We start from the raw sequence: 24,117 nt of genomic DNA, 5'->3' as shown, positions 1-24,117 counted from the left end.
TACCTGTGATCATTTTTGGTAAATACACCAGTGGTGTTTTAATGATTTTGCTTGATACATGGCCTGATCGGCTTGCATGATTAATTCTTTTGCATCAGCAGCATTAATACTGATGGATATACCTAAACTAAAGCTAAAAGAAATTATTTGTCCATTATGGATTAAAGGCTCCTCGCAACACTGAATAAGGTTTTTAGCGATTGAAGTCAATTGATCCACGCGGGTCATATCATGGAGAATAATGGCAAATTCATCTCCGCCGAGACGAGCCACAAAATCGGTCTGGCGTATATTGTGTTTTAATCTTCTGGCTGTTTCCTTCAGGACCTCATCTCCAATCACATGCCCATATTCATCATTGATCTGTTTAAAATTATTATTATCTACATAAATCAGGGCAGAAGGCGCAGGGGGAATTCTGCTAAACAGCTTGCTTAACTCTTGATAAAAGTAATTGCGGTTAGGGAGTTCTGTAAGATAATCATGCAAGGCTTGATGAGAAAGCGCATGGTTTTCGTTTTGCAAATGAGTATTCCAGGCTTGAATTTCTTCTAACAAATGATTGAATACCATATTCAATTCGTTGAATTCTTTAATATCATTTTGGGGAAAGCGCAGATTGTACGCATTTTGTTGATTGATTAAATGGGCAATCTGAATCAGTGGCGAAATCGATTGCATAATAAAGCGATAAGTTGAATTAACGGACTTGGCTAAAGTGAAAAGAATGAACAGTATGCCCACCATCAGACCGAAAAATACTTTGATAATAAAACTTAGTATTTGTGCGGAACTACCGTATACAACCACTGTACCGATATTTTTACCGAGATGGTAAACAGGGACCTCTATAGCTTCACTCAGAAAAATGCGATCAAACAAAGCTTGTAGCGGATAATAGTAATCATTGTCTTTTTGGCTTTTCGCTAACAGGTTTTGCTTCTGGTCGTATAGCCCAATATAGCGAATATGATAATCGTTGGTGTATTCAATCAGTATTTTAGAAATAGTCACTCGATCATTAAAAACCAGAGCAGGTTGAATACGTTCAGCAGCTGTTTGACTGATCAATTGCAGACTCTGCTTTGCAGAAGATTCTACAGTCAGCACTGAAATGCTGACCAAGGTTAAAGTCGAAATCAGAAAAGTAATAGCAAAAATTGTAAATTGTGATTTCTTGAATAACTGTTGTAAGGAGGTTGATTTATAAAAATTATTAATCATTCATATCACTCCTGATTACGTGCAAGCAGTAATACACGGGGATCTATATGCACTTTGGAGCGAGTCAAACTATCCAGATTCACCTTGAAAATGGCATTCCCCGATTTGGAATACATGAGGCAAAACGTGCTACCAATTTCACATTCTACATTTGAGGTGCTGAAGGTAATGACCTGCTTATTCGCAGATTGATTAATAATGTGTTGTTCAAATTCTGGAGTAGACTGACTAAAAAAAACTGCATGACAAATGGTATTTTTAATTTGATTACTTGTAAGTAATTTAGTCTCCATGAGGAGATTGGAGTGTCTGAGCTGATTTTTAAGCTGGGTATAAGCATTGCCGTCATCTAAGACGCACAGCTTTGGGGTGGATACAGGCCACTTCACATAACTGAGTATAGAAACTGTGATTTGATAAGAATTTTGAACCGAGTTGGCTTTTAAACTAAAACAGAAGGTTATAGCTATTACTAGTAAAAATAACTTTCTGAGTGAGTTGTGCATGAAAATGTTTAAAAAATGAGGATTAGTTCGCATTTTAATGAAATTCTTTGAGTAATAATAGAGCAAAAAGATGCAGTTCCGGTAAATTAGTATAAAAATACACCATTCGTAATATTTATGTAAAAAAAGTACTTGCAAGCTCTCTTAAATGCTGTAGAATGCACATCCATCGGCAGTGATGAAGATTAAAACTTGTTAGGAAACAAGGATTTAGCACAAGGTGTTGAGTTTAGGTGTCTTGAATGAGTTTAAAAATAATTGGATTTACTGGTTGACTTTCTACAAAGAAAGCGTAACATAGCCGACCTAGCTTGCTGCTGACGAAGTAGCAAGAAGATCATTAAGAGATTATGAAGAACAACTTGTGTGGATTTTTACTGGTTGATTGATCGAAATATTATCATTGATTGATTGGTTTAAATTACTCGAAGTTTATTTGAGAGAATTTGTCAGAAAATTGATGAGCCAAGATTGGTGTCCTTTAGGCACTACTGATTTTAAACTGAAGAGTTTGATCATGGCTCAGATTGAACGCTGGCGGCAGGCTTAACACATGCAAGTCGAGCGGGGCGAAGGTAGCTTGCTACTGGAACCTAGCGGCGGACGGGTGAGTAATACTTAGGAATCTGCCTATTAGTGGGGGACAACGTTCCGAAAGGAGCGCTAATACCGCATACGCCCTACGGGGGAAAGCAGGGGATCACTTGTGACCTTGCGCTAATAGATGAGCCTAAGTCAGATTAGCTAGTTGGTGGGGTAAAGGCCTACCAAGGCGACGATCTGTAACGGGTCTGAGAGGATGATCCGTCACACTGGGACTGAGACACGGCCCAGACTCCTACGGGAGGCAGCAGTGGGGAATATTGGACAATGGGGGGAACCCTGATCCAGCCATGCCGCGTGTGTGAAGAAGGCCTTTTGGTTGTAAAGCACTTTAAGCGAGGAGGAGAGTACCCTGGTTAATACCCAGGAGTGCTGGACGTTACTCGCAGAATAAGCACCGGCTAACTCTGTGCCAGCAGCCGCGGTAATACAGAGGGTGCGAGCGTTAATCGGATTTACTGGGCGTAAAGCGCGCGTAGGCGGCTCTTTAAGTCGGATGTGAAATCCCCGAGCTTAACTTGGGAATTGCATTCGATACTGGGGGGCTAGAGTATAGGAGAGGATGGTAGAATTCCAGGTGTAGCGGTGAAATGCGTAGAGATCTGGAGGAATACCGATGGCGAAGGCAGCCATCTGGCCTAATACTGACGCTGAGGTGCGAAAGCATGGGGAGCAAACAGGATTAGATACCCTGGTAGTCCATGCCGTAAACGATGTCTACTAGCCGTTGGGGCCTTTGAGGCTTTAGTGGCGCAGCTAACGCGATAAGTAGACCGCCTGGGGAGTACGGTCGCAAGACTAAAACTCAAATGAATTGACGGGGGCCCGCACAAGCGGTGGAGCATGTGGTTTAATTCGATGCAACGCGAAGAACCTTACCTGGCCTTGACATACAGAGAACTTTCCAGAGATGGATTGGTGCCTTCGGGAACTCTGATACAGGTGCTGCATGGCTGTCGTCAGCTCGTGTCGTGAGATGTTGGGTTAAGTCCCGCAACGAGCGCAACCCTTTTCCTTATTTGCCAGCACTTCGGGTGGGAACTTTAAGGATACTGCCAGTGACAAACTGGAGGAAGGCGGGGACGACGTCAAGTCATCATGGCCCTTACGGCCAGGGCTACACACGTGCTACAATGGTCGGTACAAAGGGTTGCTACACAGCGATGTGATGCTAATCTCAAAAAGCCGATCGTAGTCCGGATTGGAGTCTGCAACTCGACTCCATGAAGTCGGAATCGCTAGTAATCGCGGATCAGAATGCCGCGGTGAATACGTTCCCGGGCCTTGTACACACCGCCCGTCACACCATGGGAGTTTGTTGCACCAGAAGTGGATAGTCTAACCCTCGGGAGGACGTTCACCACGGTGTGGCCAATGACTGGGGTGAAGTCGTAACAAGGTAGCCGTAGGGGAACCTGCGGCTGGATCACCTCCTTAACGAAAGATTGACGATTGGTAAGAATCCACAACAAGTTGTTCTTCATTGATGTATCTGAGGGTCTGTAGCTCAGTTGGTTAGAGCACACGCTTGATAAGCGTGGGGTCACAAGTTCAAGTCTTGTCAGACCCACCATCTGCCATGAAACAGAAAATCAGAAACATTAAATCTAAATGATAAGCTGGGGACTTAGCTTAGTTGGTAGAGCGCCTGCTTTGCACGCAGGAGGTCAGGAGTTCGACTCTCCTAGTCTCCACCATAGATTATAGAGCTTAGTAAGTTTATACTTGTTAACCTCTGTGATTTATCACAGTTTCTAGACCTGACGAAGGCTAGAAAAATCATTAACAGCATATATTTGAGTTGAAATAATTTGTTCATACTCATAGATAGAACGGAAGTTAACAGTAATTTATTACCTGTTAATGACTGTACTTGAAATGAGAACTAGCGAAATTAACTGAATCAAGCGTTTTGGTATATGAATCTAATTGAAGCTGTACAGTGCTTAAGTGCACAAACGCCAACTGTGTGATTGACTGAGAGATTGGTTAATCATGTTGCTCATCCTGCTTGTAGGGATGAACGACTGTTTGGGGTTGTATAGTCAAGTAATTAAGTGCATGTGGTGGATGCCTTGGCAGTCAGAGGCGATGAAAGACGTGATAGCCTGCGAAAAGCTCCGGGGAGGCGGCAAATATCCTGTGATCCGGAGATGTCTGAATGGGGAAACCCACTTACCATAAGGTAGGTATCAATAACTGAATACATAGGTTATTGAGGCGAACGCGGGGAAGTGAAACATCTCAGTACCCGTAGGAAAAGAAATCAATTGAGATTCCCTCAGTAGCGGCGAGCGAAAGGGGAAGAGCCCATTAAGTTATCTAAGTTTTAGTGGAATGCTCTGGGAAGTGCAACCATAGTGGGTGATAGTCCTGTACACGAAAGGGCTTAGATAATGATGTCGAGTAGGGCGAGGCACGTGAAACCTTGTCTGAATATGGGGGGACCATCCTCCAAGGCTAAATACTCCTGACTGACCGATAGTGAACCAGTACCGTGAGGGAAAGGCGAAAAGAACCCCTGTGAGGGGAGTGAAATAGATCCTGAAACCGCATGCATACAAGCAGTGGGAGCCGACTTGTTCGGTGACTGCGTACCTTTTGTATAATGGGTCAGCGACTTATATTCAGTAGCGAGGTTAACCGAATAGGGGAGCCGTAGAGAAATCGAGTCTTAATAGGGCGTTTTAGTTGCTGGGTATAGACCCGAAACCGGGTGATCTATCCATGAGCAGGTTGAAGGTTGGGTAACACTAACTGGAGGACCGAACCCACCGTCGTTGAAAAGCCGGGGGATGACTTGTGGATAGGGGTGAAAGGCTAATCAAACTCGGTGATAGCTGGTTCTCCCCGAAAGCTATTTAGGTAGCGCCTCGGACGAATACCATTGGGGGTAGAGCACTGTTTCGGCTAGGGGGTCATCCCGACTTACCAAACCGATGCAAACTCCGAATACCAATGAGTACTATCCGGGAGACAGACTGCGGGTGCTAACGTCCGTAGTCAAGAGGAAAACAATCCAGACCGCCAGCTAAGGTCCCTAAATCTATATTAAGTGGGAAACGATGTGGGAAGGCATAGACAGCTAGGAGGTTGGCTTAGAAGCAGCCACCCTTTAAAGAAAGCGTAATAGCTCACTAGTCGAGTCGGCCTGCGCGGAAGATGTAACGGGGCTAAAATATAGTACCGAAGCTGCGGATTTACGCTTATGCGTAAGTGGTAGGGGAGCGTTCTGTAAGCCGATGAAGGTGGATTGAGAAGTCTGCTGGAGGTATCAGAAGTGCGAATGCTGACGTGAGTAACGATAAAACGGGTGAAAAACCCGTTCGCTGAAAGACCAAGGGTTCCAGTCCAACGTTAATCGGGGCTGGGTGAGTCGACCCCTAAGGCGAGGCCGAGAGGCGTAGTCGATGGGAAATTGGTTAATATTCCAATACTTCTGTGTAATGCGATGAGAGGACGGAGTAAGTTAAGTCAGCCTGGCGTTGGTTGTCCAGGTGAAAGGTTGTAGGCATGCATCTTAGGCAAATCCGGGGTGCTCTATGCTGAGAACTGATAGCAAGCCAGTTTACTGGTGAAGTGGCTGATACTATGCTTCCAGGAAAAGTCTCTAAGCTTCAGTTACACAGGAATCGTACCCGAAACCGACACAGGTGGTCAGGTCGAGTAGACCAAAGCGCTTGAGAGAACTCTGCTGAAGGAACTAGGCAAAATGGTACCGTAACTTCGGGAGAAGGTACGCTGCCGGTGGTGATAGGACTTGCTCCTTGAGCTGCTGGCAGCCTCAGAAACCAGGCCGCTGCAACTGTTTATTAAAAACATAGCACTCTGCAAACACGAAAGTGGACGTATAGGGTGTGATGCCTGCCCGGTGCTGGAAGGTTAATTGATGGGGTTAGCGTAAGCGAAGCTCTTGATCGAAGCCCCAGTAAACGGCGGCCGTAACTATAACGGTCCTAAGGTAGCGAAATTCCTTGTCGGGTAAGTTCCGACCTGCACGAATGGCATAATGATGGCGGCGCTGTCTCCAGCAGAGGCTCAGTGAAATCGAATTCGCCGTGAAGATGCGGTGTACCCGCGGCTAGACGGAAAGACCCCGTGAACCTTTACTGCAGCTTGACATTGAACTTTGATCTTACCTGTGTAGGATAGGTGGGAGGCTTTGAAGTGGCGACGCCAGTTGCCATGGAGCCATCCTTGAAATACCACCCTGGTAATATTGAGGTTCTAACTCTGTCCCGTGATCCGGGACGAGGACCATGTCTGGTGGGTAGTTTGACTGGGGCGGTCTCCTCCTAAAGAGTAACGGAGGAGTACGAAGGTGCGCTCAGCGTGGTCGGAAATCACGCGTAGAGTATAAAGGCAAAAGCGCGCTTAACTGCGAGACCAACAAGTCGAGCAGGTACGAAAGTAGGTCTTAGTGATCCGGTGGTTCTGTATGGAAGGGCCATCGCTCAACGGATAAAAGGTACTCTGGGGATAACAGGCTGATACCGCCCAAGAGTTCATATCGACGGCGGTGTTTGGCACCTCGATGTCGGCTCATCTCATCCTGGGGCTGAAGCAGGTCCCAAGGGTATGGCTGTTCGCCATTTAAAGAGGTACGCGAGCTGGGTTTAGAACGTCGTGAGACAGTTCGGTCCCTATCTACCGTGGGCGTTGGAAATTTGAGAGGATCTGCTCCTAGTACGAGAGGACCAGAGTGGACGAACCTCTGGTGTACCGGTTGTCACGCCAGTGGCATCGCCGGGTAGCTATGTTCGGAAGGGATAACCGCTGAAAGCATCTAAGCGGGAAGCCTACCTCAAGATAAGATTTCCCCGAGACTTTATGTCTCCTAAAGAGCCGTTGAAGACTACGACGTTGATAGGCTGGATGTGGAAGTGTAGCGATACATGAAGCTGACCAGTACTAATTGCTCGTGAGGCTTGACTATACAACACCCAAACAGTTGTTGTATAAAGCGCAATTGATTCGATATCCAGCAAAGCAGCTTGATTCAGAAGCTCGTTAGTAAGACAATATTCAACTCAGATATCCCTGTTAATGTATTCTATTTGGTACCAAGTAAGGCAAACACTGCAAAGCAGTCAGATAAGACCCGAACAAGTCCATAAACAGTTGTGCTGGCGACCATAGCAAGAGTGAACCACCTGATCCCTTCCCGAACTCAGAAGTGAAACCTCTTTGCGCTGATGGTAGTGTGGGGTTACCCATGTGAGAGTAAGTCATCGCCAGCTCATTATTCAAAATCCCCCTGCTAATCAGCAGGGGGATTTCTTTTTTATAAAAAGAAAAGAAATAGATGGTTATCTATTTCTATGAATCATCCGCAGCATTCACCTCCAAATATTTAGGTTCATAGTTTTTAGGAGCGATGTTATAAAAACATCAATTATGATGCAGGATGGCGCACAAACAGAAGCCTAGGTTCAAATCATCGCTTGTCTACAGTATTTCATCTATTAGGGTGCTGATTTACAGCTATTTATCTGAATGACATTTAAATAATGGCTATTGGCACTTGAGCTAGAGAAGATGATTTTAGTTAGGGAAGTATTTTGGAGGTCGACGGTTAGCTGTATTAGCCTATTTATGTTTAATTCGGACGTGGTATAGCACTCTAAATATAAAACCCCTAATACTCTAAAGTATTAGAGGTTTAGCCGGGTATTACAAAAGTTGAGGAGCTGCTTATGCAAATAATTGCATTAAAGCACTTGCTAAGATCCATAAAATCACAATTGCAACAACAGGCTCTAAAACTTTTGCCCAGCCAGGCACATTGATGAGGACAACTTCTTCTGCTTCAACTGCAACATGCTGAGTATTTTGGTTAACCATGTGATTAAACTCCTTCATTGATATCTCTAATGATAGCTCTTCTTGAGGAATGGGTTTAGAGCCTTTAAGCTCCGTTAGATTATTTGTTGCCCAAACCCAATCATCTGTCTGACCTGACAAATGCTCAATCTGACCCAGCAGCAATTCCTGAATGCTATTCAGGTTATGATTGGCGGTGTCATGCAATTGTTTTAATTCAGACAATTGCAAATGAAAAATTTCAGCGCTGAGATGCTCAAGCTCGCTGCGTGGCAGATCTGATTTATTTTCCGGACGTGTGGTGAGATGACGGGAAATCTCCAGAATATAAAGTTCATCAGGATGCGTGATTTCGTTATAAATTTTCTGTGGATTATCGCGCCACTGTGTAATTAATTTACCTAAAGTCAGCGCATTAATTTCAGAAATATATTCTCGTCTTTGTTCTTTTGTATGGTTTTGTAGAAGCTCAGGCTTTTGAGTTTCTATCTGTTCAACAAAATATTGTACCAAATCAAAAGCCATGCACTTGCTCCATTTTTATTTAATCTAATAACCTTAACGTTGGTTTTTTCTTGGTTGGTTCAGGTTGCTTTTCAGTGCTTGATTTTAAAGCATCTTCTTCATTTTGGATATGCTCATATTCACTTGGGTCGAAGAACAGGCCTTGACCGTTTTCTTGGGCATAAATCCCTACTACTGCTGCCATTGGTACGTAAATATCACGCGAGACACCGCCAAAACGTGCAGAAAAGCTGATGTTGTCATTGCTGATGTTTAGGGCATGAACCGCATGAGGCACAATATTCAGAACAATCTGCCCATCTTTAACAAACTGCTCTGGTACCATGGTATGAGGCTGGGTTGCATCGACAAGTAGATAAGGTGTCATATTGTTATCACAAATCCACTCATAGATTGCACGCGCCATATAAGGACGGGTAGGACTTAAGTTGAATTCTGGTTCAGACATGGGAGTTCTCTATAGGTTCGACAATTGCTTTTGATAACGGTTTTTTTCCTGCAAGGTCATGGATTTGACAAATGCAGGGCGACTAAAAATACGTTGACAATATAAGTAAAATGGTCGGCATTGCTGTTTGGGTAATTCTACCCCCATACTTGGCAAACGCACAAAAACGGGTGACAGCATGCAGTCCAGGATACTAAAGTGCTCTGACATAAAATAAGGAAAATGTTGGAACAGCGGTGTCAGGGAAATCAGGATATCGCGTAGCTGGTGCTGTGCCTGCTGGCGTGCTTGCAGGTCCAACGTATCAGGATGACACAACATAATATCTGCCAGTTTTAGCCAGTCATGCTCAAAACGCCACAGATACTGTCTCTGTTCTGCACGCGGCATGGGTGCATCGGCATAGAGCTTGTTCTGGCGATAACGGTCATCCAGATATTCAGAAATAATATTGCTATTAAAGAGCTTGAGCTCATTTTCAATCAGCATGGGAAGCTGGTTATACGGATTTAGGCTGGCCAGATCTGCATCGTCATGATCGACTAAAATCAGGTTGTATTTTATTTGTTTTTCGGCAAGTACGTAGCGGATCCAATGGGAGCGAAAGTCATCGGCATGACTATATAAGGTAATTCCTTGAAGAGGCGCACTTTCGACTGTCATAAATCCTGAGCAAATTCTAATGGATGGACTAGGATACTAAAATTCGCCCCAAAAAGCACCAAGCATCAAAGATGAATTGATATTTGTCTCTTTAAATTATAAGAAAATAATTAAAGGAAAATATGCTAAAAAATGCTCAATCAGCTTCTTTAAATTAAAGGGGGGTAGTATCGCTGTTTGTTTTGCTTGGTGTAGCGCATTATTATTTCAGTAAATCTTTTTGGTGTCATGAAGGGGTTTGGGGAGGGGATATACATGAGCAATAAGCACTAAGAAATCAAACTGGATGAAAATAAATAAGCCATAAAAAAACCCTGGATAATCCAGGGCTTTTTGTCCAATCCGGTAAACGAATTAACGTTTAGAGAATTGAGGACGTTTACGTGCTTTACGTAAACCAAGTTTCTTACGTTCAACTTCACGAGCATCACGAGTAACGAAACCAGCTTGACGAAGAGCAGACTTCAGTGTGTCGTCAGAAGCGATCAGGGCACGAGTAATACCGTGACGGATAGCGCCTGCTTGACCACCAATACCGCCACCAGCAACAGTGATGTAAAGGTCGTATTTCTCAGTTGCTTCAAGAAGCTCTAGAGGTTGACGAACGATCATACGAGCTGTTTCACGGCCGAAGTATTGTTCAAGTGAACGGTTGTTGATTACGAGTTTACCAGTACCAGCAGATAAGAAAACACGTGCAGTTGCGGTCTTACGGCGACCTGTACCATAATTAGTAGCCATGTGCTGTATCCCTTAGATGTCCAAAACTTGTGGCTGTTGAGCTGTGTGAGGATGCTCAGCACCAGCGTACACTTTCATTTTCTTGATCATTGCATAACCAAGAGGACCTTTTGGCAACATGCCTTTTACAGCGCGTTGGAAGATTTCTTCTGGTTTGTGAGCAACTAGTTTTTCAAAATTAGTTTCACGGATACCACCAGGGAAACCAGTGTGGCGATAGTATTTCTTATCAAGTGCCTTGTTACCAGTCACTTGAACTTGCTCAGCATTGATAATAACGATGTAGTCGCCAGTGTCAACGTGAGGAGTATAACAAGTCTTGTGCTTACCGCGTAAACGACGAGCGATTTCCGTCGCAAGGCGACCTAGAGTTTTGCCAGAAGCATCAACAACGTACCAGTCGTGTTGAACTTCAGCTGGCTTAGCGCTGAGAGTTTTCATTAAACCACTACCTATTATAGTTGGTTTGGACTACGGAAGCTGTCCAAACAAAAAGGAGACGAGATTCTAAACGAATACGTGAAGAATCACAAATGAAAATTAAGAATTCCAAGCGCTGCATTATATAGTAGAGCATAAAGAAAAGGAAGTAATGAAACTTCCGCTTTTCTAAGCCTTCAACCACGATCAAAATAACAATCAGGATAAAAAGAATGGACCTTTCCCTCGAAAATAAGGCTGAGAAGGTGGCTAAAATAGATTAGCCAGCCGACTTTACGATTTCTAAATTTGCAAAATTCAGCTTTGGCGGCGTATTCCGTTTTTTATCTCTGTAGGCACTGGAATTGATTATGGCATTGCTTCTGGAATGGATGCATTTACCAAGATTGTGGATATATCTTAATTCATATTTACCACTGCTACCGGTGCTAATGTAGAGTGCAGTCAGTATCAGTATGCTGTTGCTGAATGCTCAGGGTTATGTTGCTATCTGCTTAGTCATGATTCATTTATCTGATTCTTTTTGTCTTACAACTTTGTGTCAGCATTGTGTCTGAATTGGGACATATTCCAGCTCTTATTGATATCAGATAGCTTTTTAATAGGCATGAATATGGAATCTGCAGGCGGTATACTTGAGGCATATGCTTTAATTTGAGTCAATCATGCTGCCTTTATATGTGACAAGTGGTGAACCTGCGGGTATAGGTCCGGATATCTGTTTAAGCCTTGCAGAACGTGTGGATGAACGGCCGGTGGTGGTGCTGGCAGATATGAGCCTGTTAGAAGCCCGGGCACACTGTTTGAACCAGCAGGTGAAGCTGGTTGAATATACAGGACAAAGCTGTTCGTCAGAAAAAGGCCAGCTTTATGTGGAGCATGTAGCTTTAGAACAGGAGGTTATTTTAGGAGAGCTGAATCCGTATAACTCCGCCTATGTGCTGGAGCAATTACGTCGCTCGGCTGATTATGCCATGACGGGCAAAAGTGTGGGCGTGGCAACGGCTCCCGTACAGAAGTCCGTGATGAATGAAGCCGGGATTCATTTTAGTGGACATACCGAATATTACCAGGAATTTGCGGGCGTGCCGCGCGTGGTAATGATGCTGGCCACCAAAACCTTGCGTGTTGCTTTAGCCACCACACATTTACCTTTACGTGCAGTGGCAGAGGCTATTACACCTGAGCGCTTGCATCAGGTAATTGATATTCTGATTCATGACTTGAAATCCAAATTTAAAATCCAGCATCCGCATATTTTAGTGTGTGGCCTGAATCCGCATGCAGGTGAGGGTGGTTATTTGGGTATGGAAGAAATCGAAGTGATTAATCCGGTGCTGGAAAGTTATCGTGCTCAGGGTATTAACCTCAGTCTGAGCCTGCCTGCCGATACTTTATTTACGCCGGAAAATTTAAAAGATGCCCATGCAGTTCTGGCGATGTATCACGATCAGGGCTTACCTGTGTTAAAATCTCAGGGCTTTGGTGAAGCCATCAATATTACTTTGGGCTTACCGTTCATCCGTACTTCGGTCGATCATGGCACAGCTCTCTCCCTCGCAGGTAGTGGTCTTGCAAAAAGCTCAAGCTTGCATGTAGCTGTGGATTTAGCGCTGGATCTGGCGCGTCAGTGATCTTGTCTTTTTTACACGTTGGAAATGTCTATGTATCAAATTAATGCCTTAAACCCGAAAGATGAAGGGCATCATACGCGCAAGCGTTTTGGTCAAAACTTCTTACATGACCAACGTGTCATTGCTAAAATTGTCCGTTCTGTGAACCCGCGTCCTGGTGACAATATTGTGGAAATTGGACCAGGTCTGGCTGCTTTAACCTCTCCGTTAATTGGTGAATGTGATGCCTTGACGGTGGTGGAACTGGATCGTGACCTGGCAGCAGGCTTACCGGGTCGTGTGCCTTATCCTGAACGCTTAACCATTGTAGAAACCGATGCGTTGAAATATGACTTTACTGAACTTTTTCAGGAAGGTCGCCCGTTACGTGTCGTGGGTAATTTACCTTATAATATTTCAACACCTCTACTGTTTCATCTCTTGGAATTTGGTGAAAAAGTCAAAGACATGCATTTTATGCTGCAAAAGGAAGTGGTAGATCGTATTACGGCCGTGCCGAATAGCAAAGAATATGGCCGTTTGTCGGTGATGATTCAATATTACTGCAAGCCGACTTTCCTGTTTGAAGTCCCACCAGGCTCCTTCAATCCCCCGCCAAAAGTCACTTCTGCAGTATTCCGTTTAGAACCTTATGTAACTAAACCGATTGTGGCGAAAAATGAAAAAGCCTTGGCACGTCTGGTCGCGCATGTATTTACCCAGCGTCGTAAAACCTTACGTAACAGCTTGAAAGGAATGCTGGCAGAAGAAGGCTTTGAAAAGGCGGGGGTCGATCCGATGGCGCGGCCAGAAACCCTGACACTGGCTCAATTTGTTGCATTATCAGATCAAATGGTAAATTAATCTTATGGCACGCATGGTTCGATACAATTACGTGATTGGTGATGTGCAGGGCTGTTTTGCAGCCTTGAAAGCCTTACTGAAAGAAATTCGGTTTGATCCTGATCAGGACTTTATCTGGTTTGCTGGCGACTTGGTGGCGCGCGGAGAAGATTCGCTGGGAACACTGCGTTTTGTTAAAAAGCTGGCTGATTATGGGGCTGCTGCAACGGTGTTGGGCAATCATGATCTGACCTTACTGGCTTATGCACGTGGGATTAAACCGATTAAAGATCAGGACAATGTCCGTGATGTGATTGATGCCATCGACAGTGATGATCTGATTGACTGGTTGCGCAAACAGCCACTCTGCCTGTTTCCAAATCCACAGACCATTCTTACTCATGCCGGTATTCCAAAACTATGGGATGCGGCTAAAACGGCTGAGCTGGCCCAGGAAGTCGGAACAGTCATTGCTGATGATGACTTTGAAATTGTGGATGCTTTCCTGAATGAGATGTTTGGTAAAGAGCCATCTTTATGGTCGGATCAGCTTGAAGGGCATGAACGGATCCGCTGTATCGTTAACTATTTGACCCGTATGCGTTTAACCGATGCAGCAGGACGTCTGGATTATAGTTTTAAAGACGCGTTGGATGATCCGATGCCGGAAGGCTTTAAACCCTGGTTCGAGTTTGAGTCGCCTGCGGCACAGACCCATCAGATTCTTTTTGGTCATTGGGCTGCCCTGCAAGGCCAAACAATTACTGAAAAAATTCAAAACGTAGATGGTGGTTGTGTCTGGGGCCATCAGTTAATGGCTTTTCGTCTTGAAGATCAGCAGATGTTTGCCATTGATAATCCGGTCGCATGACGCCCCACATAAAAAAGCCACTTAAACGTGGCTTTTTTATCATTTATAGCTTGAGTGGGTAACGAAGTCAGATCTGGTCAAGGTGGATTGCCCAGCCGCTGTTATATCCTATACCCCTATAAAAGCTCTGCATACAATACGAGCTCTCCCCCGATTTTAAGTTTTAGTTCATTAACATCTTTAAATGAATTGCGCTAAACGCATGTATTGATATAGGTGTTTTATTCCAGACGTATCCAGGTTTGTGTACGACCAATCGCTGAGATGCCGATATATCCTCGTAAAAGCAGACGTTTGCCATTGGCAGACTGCTTCACTTTCAGGTTATAGACTTTGCCTGAAAGCGGATCAAGGATTTTGCCTGAGGAGTACATGTTTTGACCATCAGCTTTTAAGTTCTGAAAGATATCTAAACCGAGAATAGGCTGATTGGTATAAGGCGCAGGGCAGTCTACGCATTTTTCCCGGGGTGTATAGCCTGGACGCGGGGTAATTTTTGTGATTTTCCCCGTATATGTGCCGTTGTGTTCCTGGCGAATTTCAATCAGTGCTTTAGGTGATCCCGTTTTATCGTCAATTTGCTGCCAAATACCGCTCAGACCTTGAGCAAAAAGTGCTGAGCTGAATGAAAGTAAACCTGCGAGTGATGCCCATATTATACTTTTCTGCATCTTTATTTCCCCCTTGACCACTTGTCATTCAAGTGCCGAATCTAATTTTTTATATGCGATATTGGCCTAGATTCTGCAGTTGAATACTGGTTATTTTTTTGGATTTGAAACGTTTTTTATTCAGTTTTATGCTTCTGGCGCAGGCCTTAAACTAGTCGTGGCGAATCCATGTTTGACTGCGGCCGAGTGCAGAGACACCCACATAGCCGCGTAAAGTAATACGCTTGCCATTCGGGCTCAGTCTGGCTTTGGTGCTGTAGATTTTTCCTGAAAGCGGATCCAGGATTTTACCTCCCACGTAGTTGTTCTCGCCGTCTGCTTTAAGACCGGTCAGTACGTCTAGGCCCAAGATTGGTTTATTGGTATAAGGGGCAGGGCAGGAAACACAGGTTTCTTTCGGGGTATAACCTGGACGCGGGGTAACTTTTATAATTTTAGCAGTATAGCTGCCATTTGATTCTTGGCGGATTTCTAAAACAGCTTTTGAAGAGCCTGTTTTGTCATCGATGTTTTTCCACAGCCCTGTAATATCATTGGCCCAAATCATGCCTGAAAAGCTGCTCAAGAGAAGGGCGGAAACCAATTTAATCTTTTTCATTAAAATCATCCTTTACTTTATGACAAAATACAAATTGATAATAAGCTTAATTAATAGACTAAACAATCATTTAAAAATGATTGTTTAGTCACATTTTTTGCAGAAAAAAGATAAATGATGGTAGCCATATTGCAGTGAAAACCGCATTGACCGCCATACCGAATGCAGCATAGCGTCCTGCAACACTGCCGCGCTGCCATGCCTGTGCCGTGCCAATCGCATGTGCTGCCAGTCCCAATGCCAGGCCGGAGGCGCGTTCATCATTGATATGCCTTAAAATAAACGGTGAAAAAGCAGCACCGATCACACCAGACAGGATCACAATTAAAATAGTCAGGCTGATAGGGGCTTCAAGTAAGGTGGCAATATTGATGGCAATCGGTGTGGTGACTGCACGAGTGGCAAAAGCCATAATATCGGTAGAAGACATGTGCAGCAGATAAGCCAGTCCCATCGGTAAAGCCACGGCACTGATACTGGCAAAGATCAAAATCCCGATAATGGCTTTTAAAGGCAGGTCATCATAGCGCATGGCAGCAAGTGGAATCGCCAGGGCAACTGTTACGTAACCGAGTAGATGGTTAAAGATCGGATTGACCTCATCCATATAATGCTCATAAGGAACACCGAATCCGAACAGGATGAGCAGTACCAGAAACATGGCAAAAACAATGACTGGAATTTGTGGAATGAAACGGTTAAGCGGCTTGGCCAGCAGATAAGCGATCAGGGTAATCAAAAAACTATACAGAATAGAGAGCATGGGGGATTCCTATAACCAGCGTTTTGCCATTTTGGCGTAGATCCAAAGAGGAAGAAGCGTGCTCAGGCACAGCACCAGCATAAAGGCTGGAATCTTTTGTCCCAATTGGATCAGCATGATCAAAGAACCCGCACTAATCGGCAAAAAGGCAAAGGCACTTTCTTTCATCAGTTTATTATTGGTATCAATCAGACGTGGAGGCAGTTTGGAAAAATAACGCCATGCAAACAGTACAATCAGCAGACTGATCAGCCCGACCAGATTTCCCAGTTCAGGATGATTGAGTTGAGTCATGATCCATACTGAGCCTTCACGAAAAACCACAATCAGCAGTAGAGTGGCGATCCATGCTGGCCAGTCGATATTTTTTATCCAGTTCATCAATTGTAGTCATTTAATAAAAAGTTTAATAATCAAGTTTTACTCGATCTTGGTCTTGATTTCAAATTCTTCCAGTGGGCGCTTGAATTGTTGCGCCTGCTTGCCAAGAATATCTTCGAGGGGTAAATGCGCCTGTTTAATCAGTTGTTCCAGTTTTTGTGGCGCAATCCGGATATTGAGATGCAGGTGGCCTTCTTCATCATAATGTTCAGACTGAATGACGTTCAGGCTATATAACTGATTACGCAACTTGCCATGTGCATGCTGCAGAACCAGCTCAAACGACTGAAGTTGCCCCATCAGAGCTTCATGTACAGCCTTACGCAATAAATCAATACCCGCGCCACTATGGGCTGAAATATACACCCGCTCAGGCAGGCCCGGTTGTCGGTAAATGATTTTTGGCTCTTCACCACTACAATCAATCTTGTTGTAGACACGCAGCATCGGTACATCTGCCCCGATTTCTTGCAGGACTTTTTCGACCGCTTCAATCTGTTCCACCATATCTGGACTGCTGGAATCGATCACATGTAACAGCAGCGTGGCTTCCAGGGTTTCTTCGAGCGTTGCTTTAAAAGATTCCACCAGCGAGTGGGAAAGATTGCGGACAAAACCTACAGTATCGGCCAGAACCAGATTGCCAATGCCGTCCCATTCCAGATGGCGCAGGGTTGGATCGAGGGTGGCAAAGAGCTGGTCGGCGGCATAGACATTGCTGCCGGCTAGAATATTAAACAGGGTGGATTTGCCGGCATTGGTATAACCCACCAGAGAAACTGTCGGCACAGCCGCTTTTTGACGGGCAACACGCCCTTGGGTGCGGGTTTGACGGACTTTATCCAGTTTGGCTTTAAGCTGACCCATACGAATCCGCAGCAGACGGCGGTCAGTTTCAAGGAGGGTTTCCCCGGGGCCACGTAAGCCAATCCCGCCTTTTTGACTGTCAAGATTGCCACGGCTGCGAATCAGACGTGAAGATAAATGCTGTAACTGCGCCAGTTCAACTTGTAATTTCCCTTCATACGTCCGAGCGCGTTGGGCAAAGATATCCAGAATCAGCTCAGTCCGGTCCACAACCCTGCATTTCAACATGTATTCAAGGTTACGGGCCTGAGCCGGAGAAAGTGCATGATCAAAAATGACCAGATTGGCATCCAGCAGTTTGACCTGTTCGGCAATTTCTTCAGCCTTACCTGAACCGATAAACAGCTTCGGGTCCGGACGGAGGCGCTGTGTATGAATATGTTGCAGAATTTCAGCATCAGCAGATTGTGCCAGCAAGTGAAACTCATCAGCATCCAGGTCTTCCAGTATTTGTACGCTCACACTGACCAGTATGACCTGTTCTTTTCCCCGATGTTGCTCTACATATTCCACTCAGCACATGCTCCATTGTAAAATTTCATTTTAGTTGAAAATGAACAGAACAGATACGGGCATACAAGGCTTTCTTTTAAAGCACCGTGACAAACAGTTGTGCAAGTGTTACCAGAACACAGGTATAGACCAGAGTTATGCCGAGAATAAATTTAAGTGCTTGTGCCGGTGGAATCATTTCATGGCAGGACTGCTGGGTTTTTTGCATAGTTTCATCCTTTTTTGCTCTGATATTTCGATGACTTTTTTTATTTGATTTAAAAATCATATTTAAATTAATGCGAGAAATGGCATGAGAGGCTTTTTATTATCAATGCAAGTTAAGATTGAAAAGTATAGAATAAGTTTAATTCGTGGATATTCCCTGTATCTTGTTTAGGATTTAGTGATCTTTTTATGCACCCTACTGTACACAATCAAACAGCTGAGATAAGCGGCTTTGCAAAATTCTTTCTCTATTCCAGAAAAATCTTTGCATCCGTCACCACAATCAGTGAAGGGTTTTATCTGGTATACCGGCATAGCCTGCATAAACATCCGAATAATCCAAACAATACACGTTATGTGCAGTATTTTTGCCGTCAGTTGTGCAAGGTCTTTAATATTGAAGTCAAAGTGCATGGCACCATTCCACGTGAGCCTGCCCTGTGGGTAAGCAACCATATTTCCTGGCTGGATGTTGCAGTTTTAGGCTCGGCTGCCCGGGTGTTTTTTCTGGCCAAAGCCGAAATCGAAAATTGGCCGGTATTGGGGAAGTTGGCCAAAAGTGGCGGAACCTTATTTATTAAACGAGGTTCGGGAGATTCGGTAAGAATCCGTGAGCAGATTAGCGAGTTTTTAAAGCAGGATATTCCGGTCTTGTTTTTCCCGGAAGCCACAACTTCGGATGGTCGTTCAATCAAGAAGGTGCATGGCCGTATTCTAGGAGCTGCAATTGAAGCGCAGCGTCCGGTTCAAATCTGCCTGCTGTGTTATGTCAATCAGCAAGGGCAACTGGATATGGTAGCGCCATTTATTGATAACATCAGCTTTGCGGCCCATGTGCAAAATGTACTGGAAATGCCGAAAGTGACTGCGCATCTGATGGCTTTGCCGGCTATTCCGACAGCAGGACTGACCGTTGATACTTTGACCCCGATAGTGCAAGACCAGATGTTGCAGGGCTTAAAGGAATTACACTCCAAAGTGCTGAAAGAATCGCATTAAGGTCATGGTGCTGACTAAAAAAACCAGTCAGCCGGGGTAGCGACTTGTCATATTGATTCAGCAGTTTTTGAGTTCCATATCGTTTACATAAAGCCTTCAATCGGTAGCCAGGACAGGAATTTTAAGGACGCCCGCTGATACCATTTCATCCCAGGTTCTTTGGTAAAAGTTTTGGTCTCTCCATTTGCCTTGCTGATTTTCCAGTTAATCTTCTGATTGGCATCCAGTACCAGCTTATACGCATATTTACTTAAATTCTGGTCCATGGTGCTATGTACCGCACGGGCCAGAGCAGGGCTGTTTAATACAACTCCGATTTCAGTATTTAAATAGGCAGAACGCGGGTCAAAATTAAAGGAACCAATAAAGACCTGTTTCTGGTCCAGGGCCATCATTTTGGCATGCAGACTGGAACGGCTTAGGCCCTTGAGACTGACTTTGGCTTTCTTGGCGAGTTCTTCAGTATTGGCATTCAGGTGATCTGCATCGGGTGCAGCCAGAAATTCATACAGCTGTACATCATTTTCCAGCAGGTTCTGACGGTATTTGGCATAGAAGGCATGCACAATCGAGACGTCATTGGCTTTATAAGAGTTGGTTAAAACACGGACTTTAATATCATTGGCTGCCAGTTTTTTTAATCGTTCTGCCCCCAGTTTTTCAGGCACAAAATAAGCGGAGACAATATCGACACTGTGTTCAGGTTTTTCCAGACGTTGTAATAACTGAAAATTCAGATGATCCTCAGTCTCTGCTTCTGCTTTGATTTTGGCAGGAGAATCTTTGACTACTTCTGCTTCTACCCAGTCCAGCTGGATGTTATGTTCCAGCCATTTATCAAAGGCCTGGGAGCGATTGGCCAGATTCAGGTAGTTTTGGGTATAGATATCCTGACCATGGGCTTCCAGCTGCTGTTTCAGGCTGGGGAAACGCAAGGTGTGATGTCCGGGCTTAACGATCTGACGAACCGGATAAGCATATTCATCATTCCAGTATTCATCAAAAGAGTGAATGATTTCATCTGAAGCTGCCCCGACCAGCATCACGTCTACATCAGAAAATTGATAGCTGTCACTTACATTGTAATATTGATTGCTCATGTTGCGACCGCCAATCAGCGCAATCTGGTTGTCGGCAATAAAGCTTTTATTGTGCATGCGGCGGTTGATACGTTTTAAGTCCAGCACCATGTCCATGGCCCGGTATTTACGGAAGCGGTAAGGGTTATACAACTTCACATCAATATTCTGGTGCTGATCCAGCGCCAGATAAATACCTTCCATTTTCTTGGCATTATTGTCATCAATCAGCAGACGCACCTGAACGCCGCGATCTGCAGCCTGAATCAGGCCATGCAAGGCCAGGGCACCGATCCGGTCGTTATCCCAGATATAATATTGCAAATCCAGACTACGCTCTGCTTTGTGAATCAGCTGCATCCGTGCAGCCAGGGCTTCCAGGGGGTCATATAGTAGGTGGTAACCGGTCAGGCCCAGGTTCTTGTCGCGTAGGGGGGTAATGATCTGTGCCAGACTGGTTTGGCTGGTATCTGTCTCAAAGGCCATCTGACTTGGCTGCTCAGCCTGTTTGGGCAAAGTGCTGCATGCGGGCAAGCCGAGCACCAGTGTTGCACTGAGCAACATTCCGGTACTCAAGCGGCGACGGGCAGTAAAAGCAGTAGATGTGGCTTGAGTGCGGAAAGCAGAGGTCATAGACATTAAAGTTTGAAAAATTTGAATTGAGTATAATGGCCAGCTATGAAAAGATAAATATAAAGCCAGTCATATACTGGTGAACTTGATAAGGCGATTGTATGTGGGATAGCAGTTCCGTATTTTTTTATTTTTATATAGGGATGGCGCTTCTCGCCTTCTGGGCAGTGTATCAGGCATGGTCCAGCCAGTCGCGTACGGAAACTATACATCCTTTTAAAGCGTTTGCCCATCTGCTGGCTTTTTATCTGGCCTATCTGCTGATTCCTCTGGTGTTCTTTAGTATCTATGCTGGCTGGACGGGCTATTACTCGCCACATGAAGCGATTTTTATTTTCCTGATTACCAGCGTGCTGAGTTATGCGCGTTTTATCGAGCCGCATATCATTCGCATGAAAACCATGCGCTATCAGATTAATCCAGACAAGCCGTTGAAACAGCCTGTGCGAATTGCTCTGATTGCCGACTTGCATATCGGTCTATTTTCAGGCCATGAGCGTCAGTTAAGACAGATTGTACACAAGCTGAATCACCTACAGCCAGATTTGGTGGTGGTAGCGGGAGACTGGACCTACGAACCTGAAAATAAGCTGGCAGAAGAACTGGCAATTTTAAAGGAAATTCATGCGCCGGTCTATTCGGTGAATGGCAATCATGATGAGCAGTATCCAGGTCCTCCGATTCAGGCGTTGTTGCGCTATGCACTGGAAGTCAATCAGGTCATGGATATTGAAGGAAAGATGGTTGAATTTGACGAGTTTCGTCTGATCGGAGTGGGTGATCTGTGGGCGGGCAAAACCGATATGCGTTCAATGCCAGACTTACCCCAAGACAAGCCATGGGTGATCCTGTCGCATAATCCGGATACAGTGGACATGATTCCGAAATTGCCCATCCGGCCCTTGATGTTGTCTGGACACACACATGGCGGGCAGGTGGAACTGCCCTGGCTGACCGATTATGTGATGAAGAAAGTCTCCATTCTGGGACATAAGAAAGGTCTGTACCGTCATGAACATGCCGATGTATTTGTGACGGTGGGAACAGGTATGGTCGGGGTGCCGTTTCGTTTTCGGGTGCCCCCAACGATTGATATTATTGAATTGATCTAGCTTGTTTAAATAGAGCTGGATTGGCGTGGTTTTTAAAAGATAATCCAGACCAGAATAATTAGCAGTACGATGGCTGCCGCCGTCATCCAGATTTTCTTTTTAATCTGCTGGGTAGGAGTCGTCTCCGGGACACGCTGTGCGGCCACTTCCTGCTCTTTGGAAATACTCAGCTGAGGATGCTTCGGTAATTCTAGTGGCGGAGTCAGCAGCTGCATATCTTCATCTTCAGTAAAGCGTGGGCCAATTGTGTCATTCGGATCACGTTGCAGGGCCAGATCATGCTCACGTACAATCTCATCAATCAGCTGTCGAGCCTGTATTTCATCTAAAGGGGTGTGGGACCGAATATAATGAATCGCTTCCAGCTTTTTATCATCTTCCAGCAGAATAATAATTTCGACCAGCTGCTGCTGAGAAATTTGTTCAATAAGCTCCTGCATCTGTCTGCCTCATATTGAGATTCTAGTCATTTGATTGTTCCTGAAGTAGGCCGAGAGAAACAGCCGTTTTTTGTTGTGAAATCATAAAAAAAGCCAGCATCTTTATGCTGGCTTTGATCAGGATTTAAGCTTGAGCAGCCATTAAATCTGATTGTTGACATCGTCGTTTTTGGTTTCACGAATCAGCAGGAAGGCCACCAAAGACAGGAGGGAGGCTGCAGTCAGGTAATAGCCTACTGCGGACAGACCATATTCAGTCGCCAGTTTGGTCGCAATGAGGGGAGCAAAAGAGGCACCGAAAATCCCGGCTAGGTTAAAGGTGAGCGCAGAACCGGTATAACGTACCGAGGTCGGGAAAATTTCTGACAGTACCGTACCAATTGGCCCATAGGTCAGCCCCATAATCGCCAGACCAATACACAGGAACAGGAAAACAATCAGCGTATTACCAGATTCCAACATATCGGCAAAGAAAATCCCGAAAATAGCAGAAGTTACACATACCCCAATTGAGGTGGTTTTACGGCCAAATTTCTCTGCCAATACTGCAGATAAAGGAATAAAAGCTGCAAAACACAGCGTCGCCACCAGCTGTAATTTCAGGAATTCTTCACGCGAATAACCCAATTGTTTGGTGCCCCATTGCAGTGCAAATACTGTGGTCAAATAGAACACCACAAAGGTACAGATCGCGGCAATTGTGCCGAGCACCAGCATTTTCGAATGATTCTTAAATACCTGAAAGAAAGGAATGTTGACTTCTTTTTGTTTATCCAGCACTTTCTGGAAGGCCGGAGTTTCATGCAGTTTTAAACGAATCCATAAACCGATAATGACCAGCAGGGCGCTAGAAATAAAGGGAATACGCCAGCCCCAGGTCATAAAGGCCTGTTCGCTCATAAATGCGCCCAGCGTCAGGAATGAGCCGGTTGCCAGAATGAAGCCAATCGGTGCCCCAAGCTGCGGGAACATGCCATACCAGGCACGTTTGCCTTCGGGTGCGTTTTCGGTCGCAAGAAGAACCGCCCCAGACCATTCACCCCCCAGACCTAAGCCTTGTCCCAAACGGCAGAGTGCCAGAAGCAGAGGCGCGGCAATTCCGATTTGGGCATAGGTCGGGAGTAAACCGATGGCAACGGTAGAGATCCCCATGGTCAGCAGTGCTGCAACCAGGGTAGCCTTACGTCCAATCCGGTCGCCCAGATGGCCAAAAAGTGCTGCCCCAATCGGGCGGGCAATAAAGGCAATTGCAAAAGTCGCCAGCGATTGAATCGTGGCAGTCATTGGATCTGTACTTGCCGGGAAAAACAGATAGGGGAAAATAATAACAGCAGCTGTGGCATAAATATAAAAATCGAAGAACTCGATTGTGGTGCCCACCAAGCTTGCCGTTAAAACACGAAATTTTGAATTGGTCGCTGTCGTTTCTATGGCAGCGATAGTTTCTGGAGACGCCATGAATAACCTTACACTTACTAAAAATAAAAAATTAGTTTTAAAAGCGTAATCTTTTTAAAAAAGGCGTAATTTTTTAAAAAAACAACTGCAATCTT

The 24,117-nt window shown here is 44.9% G+C and carries 21 protein-coding genes, 2 tRNA genes and 3 rRNA genes; 10 read left to right on the top strand and 16 right to left on the bottom strand.

Going from position 1 to position 24,117, the window contains the following annotated elements; genetic code table 11:
- Positions 1 to 9 precede the first annotated feature (9 nt).
- Entirely contained in the window at positions 10 to 1,224 is a 1,215-nt protein-coding gene (locus tag E5Y90_RS11405; protein ID WP_151205246.1) for a sensor domain-containing diguanylate cyclase, read from the bottom strand.
- Positions 1,225 to 1,229: 5 nt separating this feature from the next.
- Positions 1,230 to 1,730 carry a YfiR family protein gene (locus tag E5Y90_RS11400; RefSeq protein ID WP_227548238.1) on the bottom strand — a complete coding sequence of 167 codons (501 nt, stop codon included), beginning with the start codon at positions 1,728 to 1,730 and terminating at the stop codon, positions 1,230 to 1,232.
- Between the two features lie 499 nt (positions 1,731 to 2,229).
- On the opposite strand from E5Y90_RS11400, the gene E5Y90_RS11395 reads away from it, so the two are divergent.
- From E5Y90_RS11395 to rrf, 5 genes are all read left to right on the top strand, one after another.
- A 16S ribosomal RNA gene (locus E5Y90_RS11395) occupies positions 2,230 to 3,770 on the top strand.
- Positions 3,771 to 3,829: 59 nt separating this feature from the next.
- A tRNA-Ile gene (locus tag E5Y90_RS11390) sits at positions 3,830 to 3,906 on the top strand.
- 48 nt (positions 3,907 to 3,954) lie between these two features.
- Positions 3,955 to 4,030: transfer RNA gene (locus tag E5Y90_RS11385), tRNA-Ala, on the top strand.
- A 346-nt stretch (positions 4,031 to 4,376) separates the two neighbouring features.
- A 23S ribosomal RNA gene (locus E5Y90_RS11380) occupies positions 4,377 to 7,269 on the top strand.
- A gap of 189 nt (positions 7,270 to 7,458) precedes the next feature.
- Positions 7,459 to 7,573 (top strand): 5S ribosomal RNA (gene rrf / locus E5Y90_RS11375).
- The 16S, 23S and 5S rRNA genes sit together here with 2 tRNA genes alongside, the layout of an rRNA operon.
- A 454-nt stretch (positions 7,574 to 8,027) precedes the next feature.
- Here the strand turns inward: rrf and E5Y90_RS11370 are convergent.
- From E5Y90_RS11370 to rplM, 5 genes are all read right to left on the bottom strand, one after another.
- Positions 8,028 to 8,681: a hypothetical protein gene (locus tag E5Y90_RS11370; protein ID WP_174660240.1), complete on the bottom strand. Its 654-nt coding sequence runs from the start codon at positions 8,679 to 8,681 to the stop codon at positions 8,028 to 8,030.
- A 19-nt stretch (positions 8,682 to 8,700) separates the two neighbouring features.
- Entirely contained in the window at positions 8,701 to 9,129 is a 429-nt protein-coding gene (locus tag E5Y90_RS11365; protein WP_151205297.1) for a ClpXP protease specificity-enhancing factor, read from the bottom strand.
- Between the two features lie 9 nt (positions 9,130 to 9,138).
- A complete protein-coding gene (locus E5Y90_RS11360) occupies positions 9,139 to 9,792 on the bottom strand; it encodes a glutathione S-transferase N-terminal domain-containing protein (RefSeq protein ID WP_151205296.1) in 654 nt (217 codons plus the stop codon).
- A gap of 354 nt (positions 9,793 to 10,146) precedes the next feature.
- Positions 10,147 to 10,533: a 30S ribosomal protein S9 gene (gene rpsI / locus E5Y90_RS11355; RefSeq protein WP_151205295.1), complete on the bottom strand. Its 387-nt coding sequence runs from the start codon at positions 10,531 to 10,533 to the stop codon at positions 10,147 to 10,149.
- A gap of 12 nt (positions 10,534 to 10,545) precedes the next feature.
- Positions 10,546 to 10,974, bottom strand: a complete 429-nt coding sequence (gene rplM / locus E5Y90_RS11350; protein ID WP_151205294.1) for a 50S ribosomal protein L13 — start codon at positions 10,972 to 10,974, stop codon at positions 10,546 to 10,548.
- 665 nt (positions 10,975 to 11,639) lie between these two features.
- On the opposite strand from rplM, the gene pdxA reads away from it, so the two are divergent.
- Genes pdxA through E5Y90_RS11335 form a run of 3 tightly spaced genes read left to right on the top strand, consistent with a single transcriptional unit; the run spans position 11,640 to position 14,301 of the window.
- A complete protein-coding gene (gene pdxA / locus E5Y90_RS11345) occupies positions 11,640 to 12,608 on the top strand; it encodes a 4-hydroxythreonine-4-phosphate dehydrogenase PdxA (RefSeq protein WP_174660239.1) in 969 nt (322 codons plus the stop codon).
- Between the two features lie 30 nt (positions 12,609 to 12,638).
- Entirely contained in the window at positions 12,639 to 13,451 is an 813-nt protein-coding gene (gene rsmA, locus E5Y90_RS11340) for a 16S rRNA (adenine(1518)-N(6)/adenine(1519)-N(6))-dimethyltransferase RsmA (protein ID WP_151205292.1), read from the top strand.
- Between the two features lie 4 nt (positions 13,452 to 13,455).
- Positions 13,456 to 14,301, top strand: a complete 846-nt coding sequence (locus E5Y90_RS11335) for a symmetrical bis(5'-nucleosyl)-tetraphosphatase (RefSeq protein ID WP_174660238.1) — start codon at positions 13,456 to 13,458, stop codon at positions 14,299 to 14,301.
- A 221-nt stretch (positions 14,302 to 14,522) separates the two neighbouring features.
- Here E5Y90_RS11335 and E5Y90_RS11330 read toward each other — a convergent pair whose 3' ends face one another.
- The 6 genes from E5Y90_RS11330 to E5Y90_RS17605 all read right to left on the bottom strand — a co-directional run bounded on the left by E5Y90_RS11330 (position 14,523) and on the right by E5Y90_RS17605 (position 18,302).
- The gene (locus E5Y90_RS11330) at positions 14,523 to 14,972 is read right to left on the bottom strand and encodes a DUF2147 domain-containing protein (RefSeq protein ID WP_174660237.1); all 450 of its coding nucleotides are present in this window, start codon (positions 14,970 to 14,972) and stop codon (positions 14,523 to 14,525) included.
- 151 nt (positions 14,973 to 15,123) lie between these two features.
- Entirely contained in the window at positions 15,124 to 15,570 is a 447-nt protein-coding gene (locus E5Y90_RS11325) for a DUF2147 domain-containing protein (protein WP_151205289.1), read from the bottom strand.
- A gap of 88 nt (positions 15,571 to 15,658) precedes the next feature.
- Entirely contained in the window at positions 15,659 to 16,333 is a 675-nt protein-coding gene (locus E5Y90_RS11320) for an LrgB family protein (RefSeq protein WP_151205288.1), read from the bottom strand.
- A 9-nt stretch (positions 16,334 to 16,342) separates the two neighbouring features.
- Entirely contained in the window at positions 16,343 to 16,714 is a 372-nt protein-coding gene (locus E5Y90_RS11315) for a hypothetical protein (RefSeq protein ID WP_151205287.1), read from the bottom strand.
- Between the two features lie 39 nt (positions 16,715 to 16,753).
- Positions 16,754 to 18,094 carry a ribosome rescue GTPase HflX gene (gene hflX, locus E5Y90_RS11310; RefSeq protein ID WP_174660236.1) on the bottom strand — a complete coding sequence of 447 codons (1,341 nt, stop codon included), beginning with the start codon at positions 18,092 to 18,094 and terminating at the stop codon, positions 16,754 to 16,756.
- Between the two features lie 76 nt (positions 18,095 to 18,170).
- Positions 18,171 to 18,302 carry a hypothetical protein gene (locus tag E5Y90_RS17605; RefSeq protein ID WP_257234957.1) on the bottom strand — a complete coding sequence of 44 codons (132 nt, stop codon included), beginning with the start codon at positions 18,300 to 18,302 and terminating at the stop codon, positions 18,171 to 18,173.
- 188 nt (positions 18,303 to 18,490) lie between these two features.
- On the opposite strand from E5Y90_RS17605, the gene E5Y90_RS11305 reads away from it, so the two are divergent.
- Positions 18,491 to 19,300: a lysophospholipid acyltransferase family protein gene (locus E5Y90_RS11305; protein WP_174660235.1), complete on the top strand. Its 810-nt coding sequence runs from the start codon at positions 18,491 to 18,493 to the stop codon at positions 19,298 to 19,300.
- A gap of 83 nt (positions 19,301 to 19,383) precedes the next feature.
- Here the strand turns inward: E5Y90_RS11305 and E5Y90_RS11300 are convergent, their stop codons facing one another.
- Positions 19,384 to 21,018 carry a phospholipase D family protein gene (locus E5Y90_RS11300; protein ID WP_373688393.1) on the bottom strand — a complete coding sequence of 545 codons (1,635 nt, stop codon included), beginning with the start codon at positions 21,016 to 21,018 and terminating at the stop codon, positions 19,384 to 19,386.
- A gap of 95 nt (positions 21,019 to 21,113) precedes the next feature.
- On the opposite strand from E5Y90_RS11300, the gene E5Y90_RS11295 reads away from it, so the two are divergent.
- The gene (locus E5Y90_RS11295; protein ID WP_174660234.1) at positions 21,114 to 22,124 is read left to right on the top strand and encodes a metallophosphoesterase; all 1,011 of its coding nucleotides are present in this window, start codon (positions 21,114 to 21,116) and stop codon (positions 22,122 to 22,124) included.
- Positions 22,125 to 22,156: 32 nt separating this feature from the next.
- On the opposite strand, the gene E5Y90_RS11290 is transcribed toward E5Y90_RS11295, so the two are convergent.
- Positions 22,157 to 22,564: a hypothetical protein gene (locus tag E5Y90_RS11290; RefSeq protein WP_151205640.1), complete on the bottom strand. Its 408-nt coding sequence runs from the start codon at positions 22,562 to 22,564 to the stop codon at positions 22,157 to 22,159.
- Between the two features lie 141 nt (positions 22,565 to 22,705).
- A complete protein-coding gene (locus E5Y90_RS11285; RefSeq protein WP_174660233.1) occupies positions 22,706 to 24,022 on the bottom strand; it encodes an MFS transporter in 1,317 nt (438 codons plus the stop codon).
- Between the last annotated feature and the right edge of the window lie 95 nt (positions 24,023 to 24,117).

It is taken from the genome of Acinetobacter sp. 10FS3-1, from assembly GCF_013343215.1.
In the GTDB taxonomy this organism is placed as follows: Bacteria; Pseudomonadota; Gammaproteobacteria; order Pseudomonadales; family Moraxellaceae; genus Acinetobacter; species Acinetobacter lwoffii_C.
This window is presented reverse-complemented; position numbering and strand designations above follow the sequence as displayed.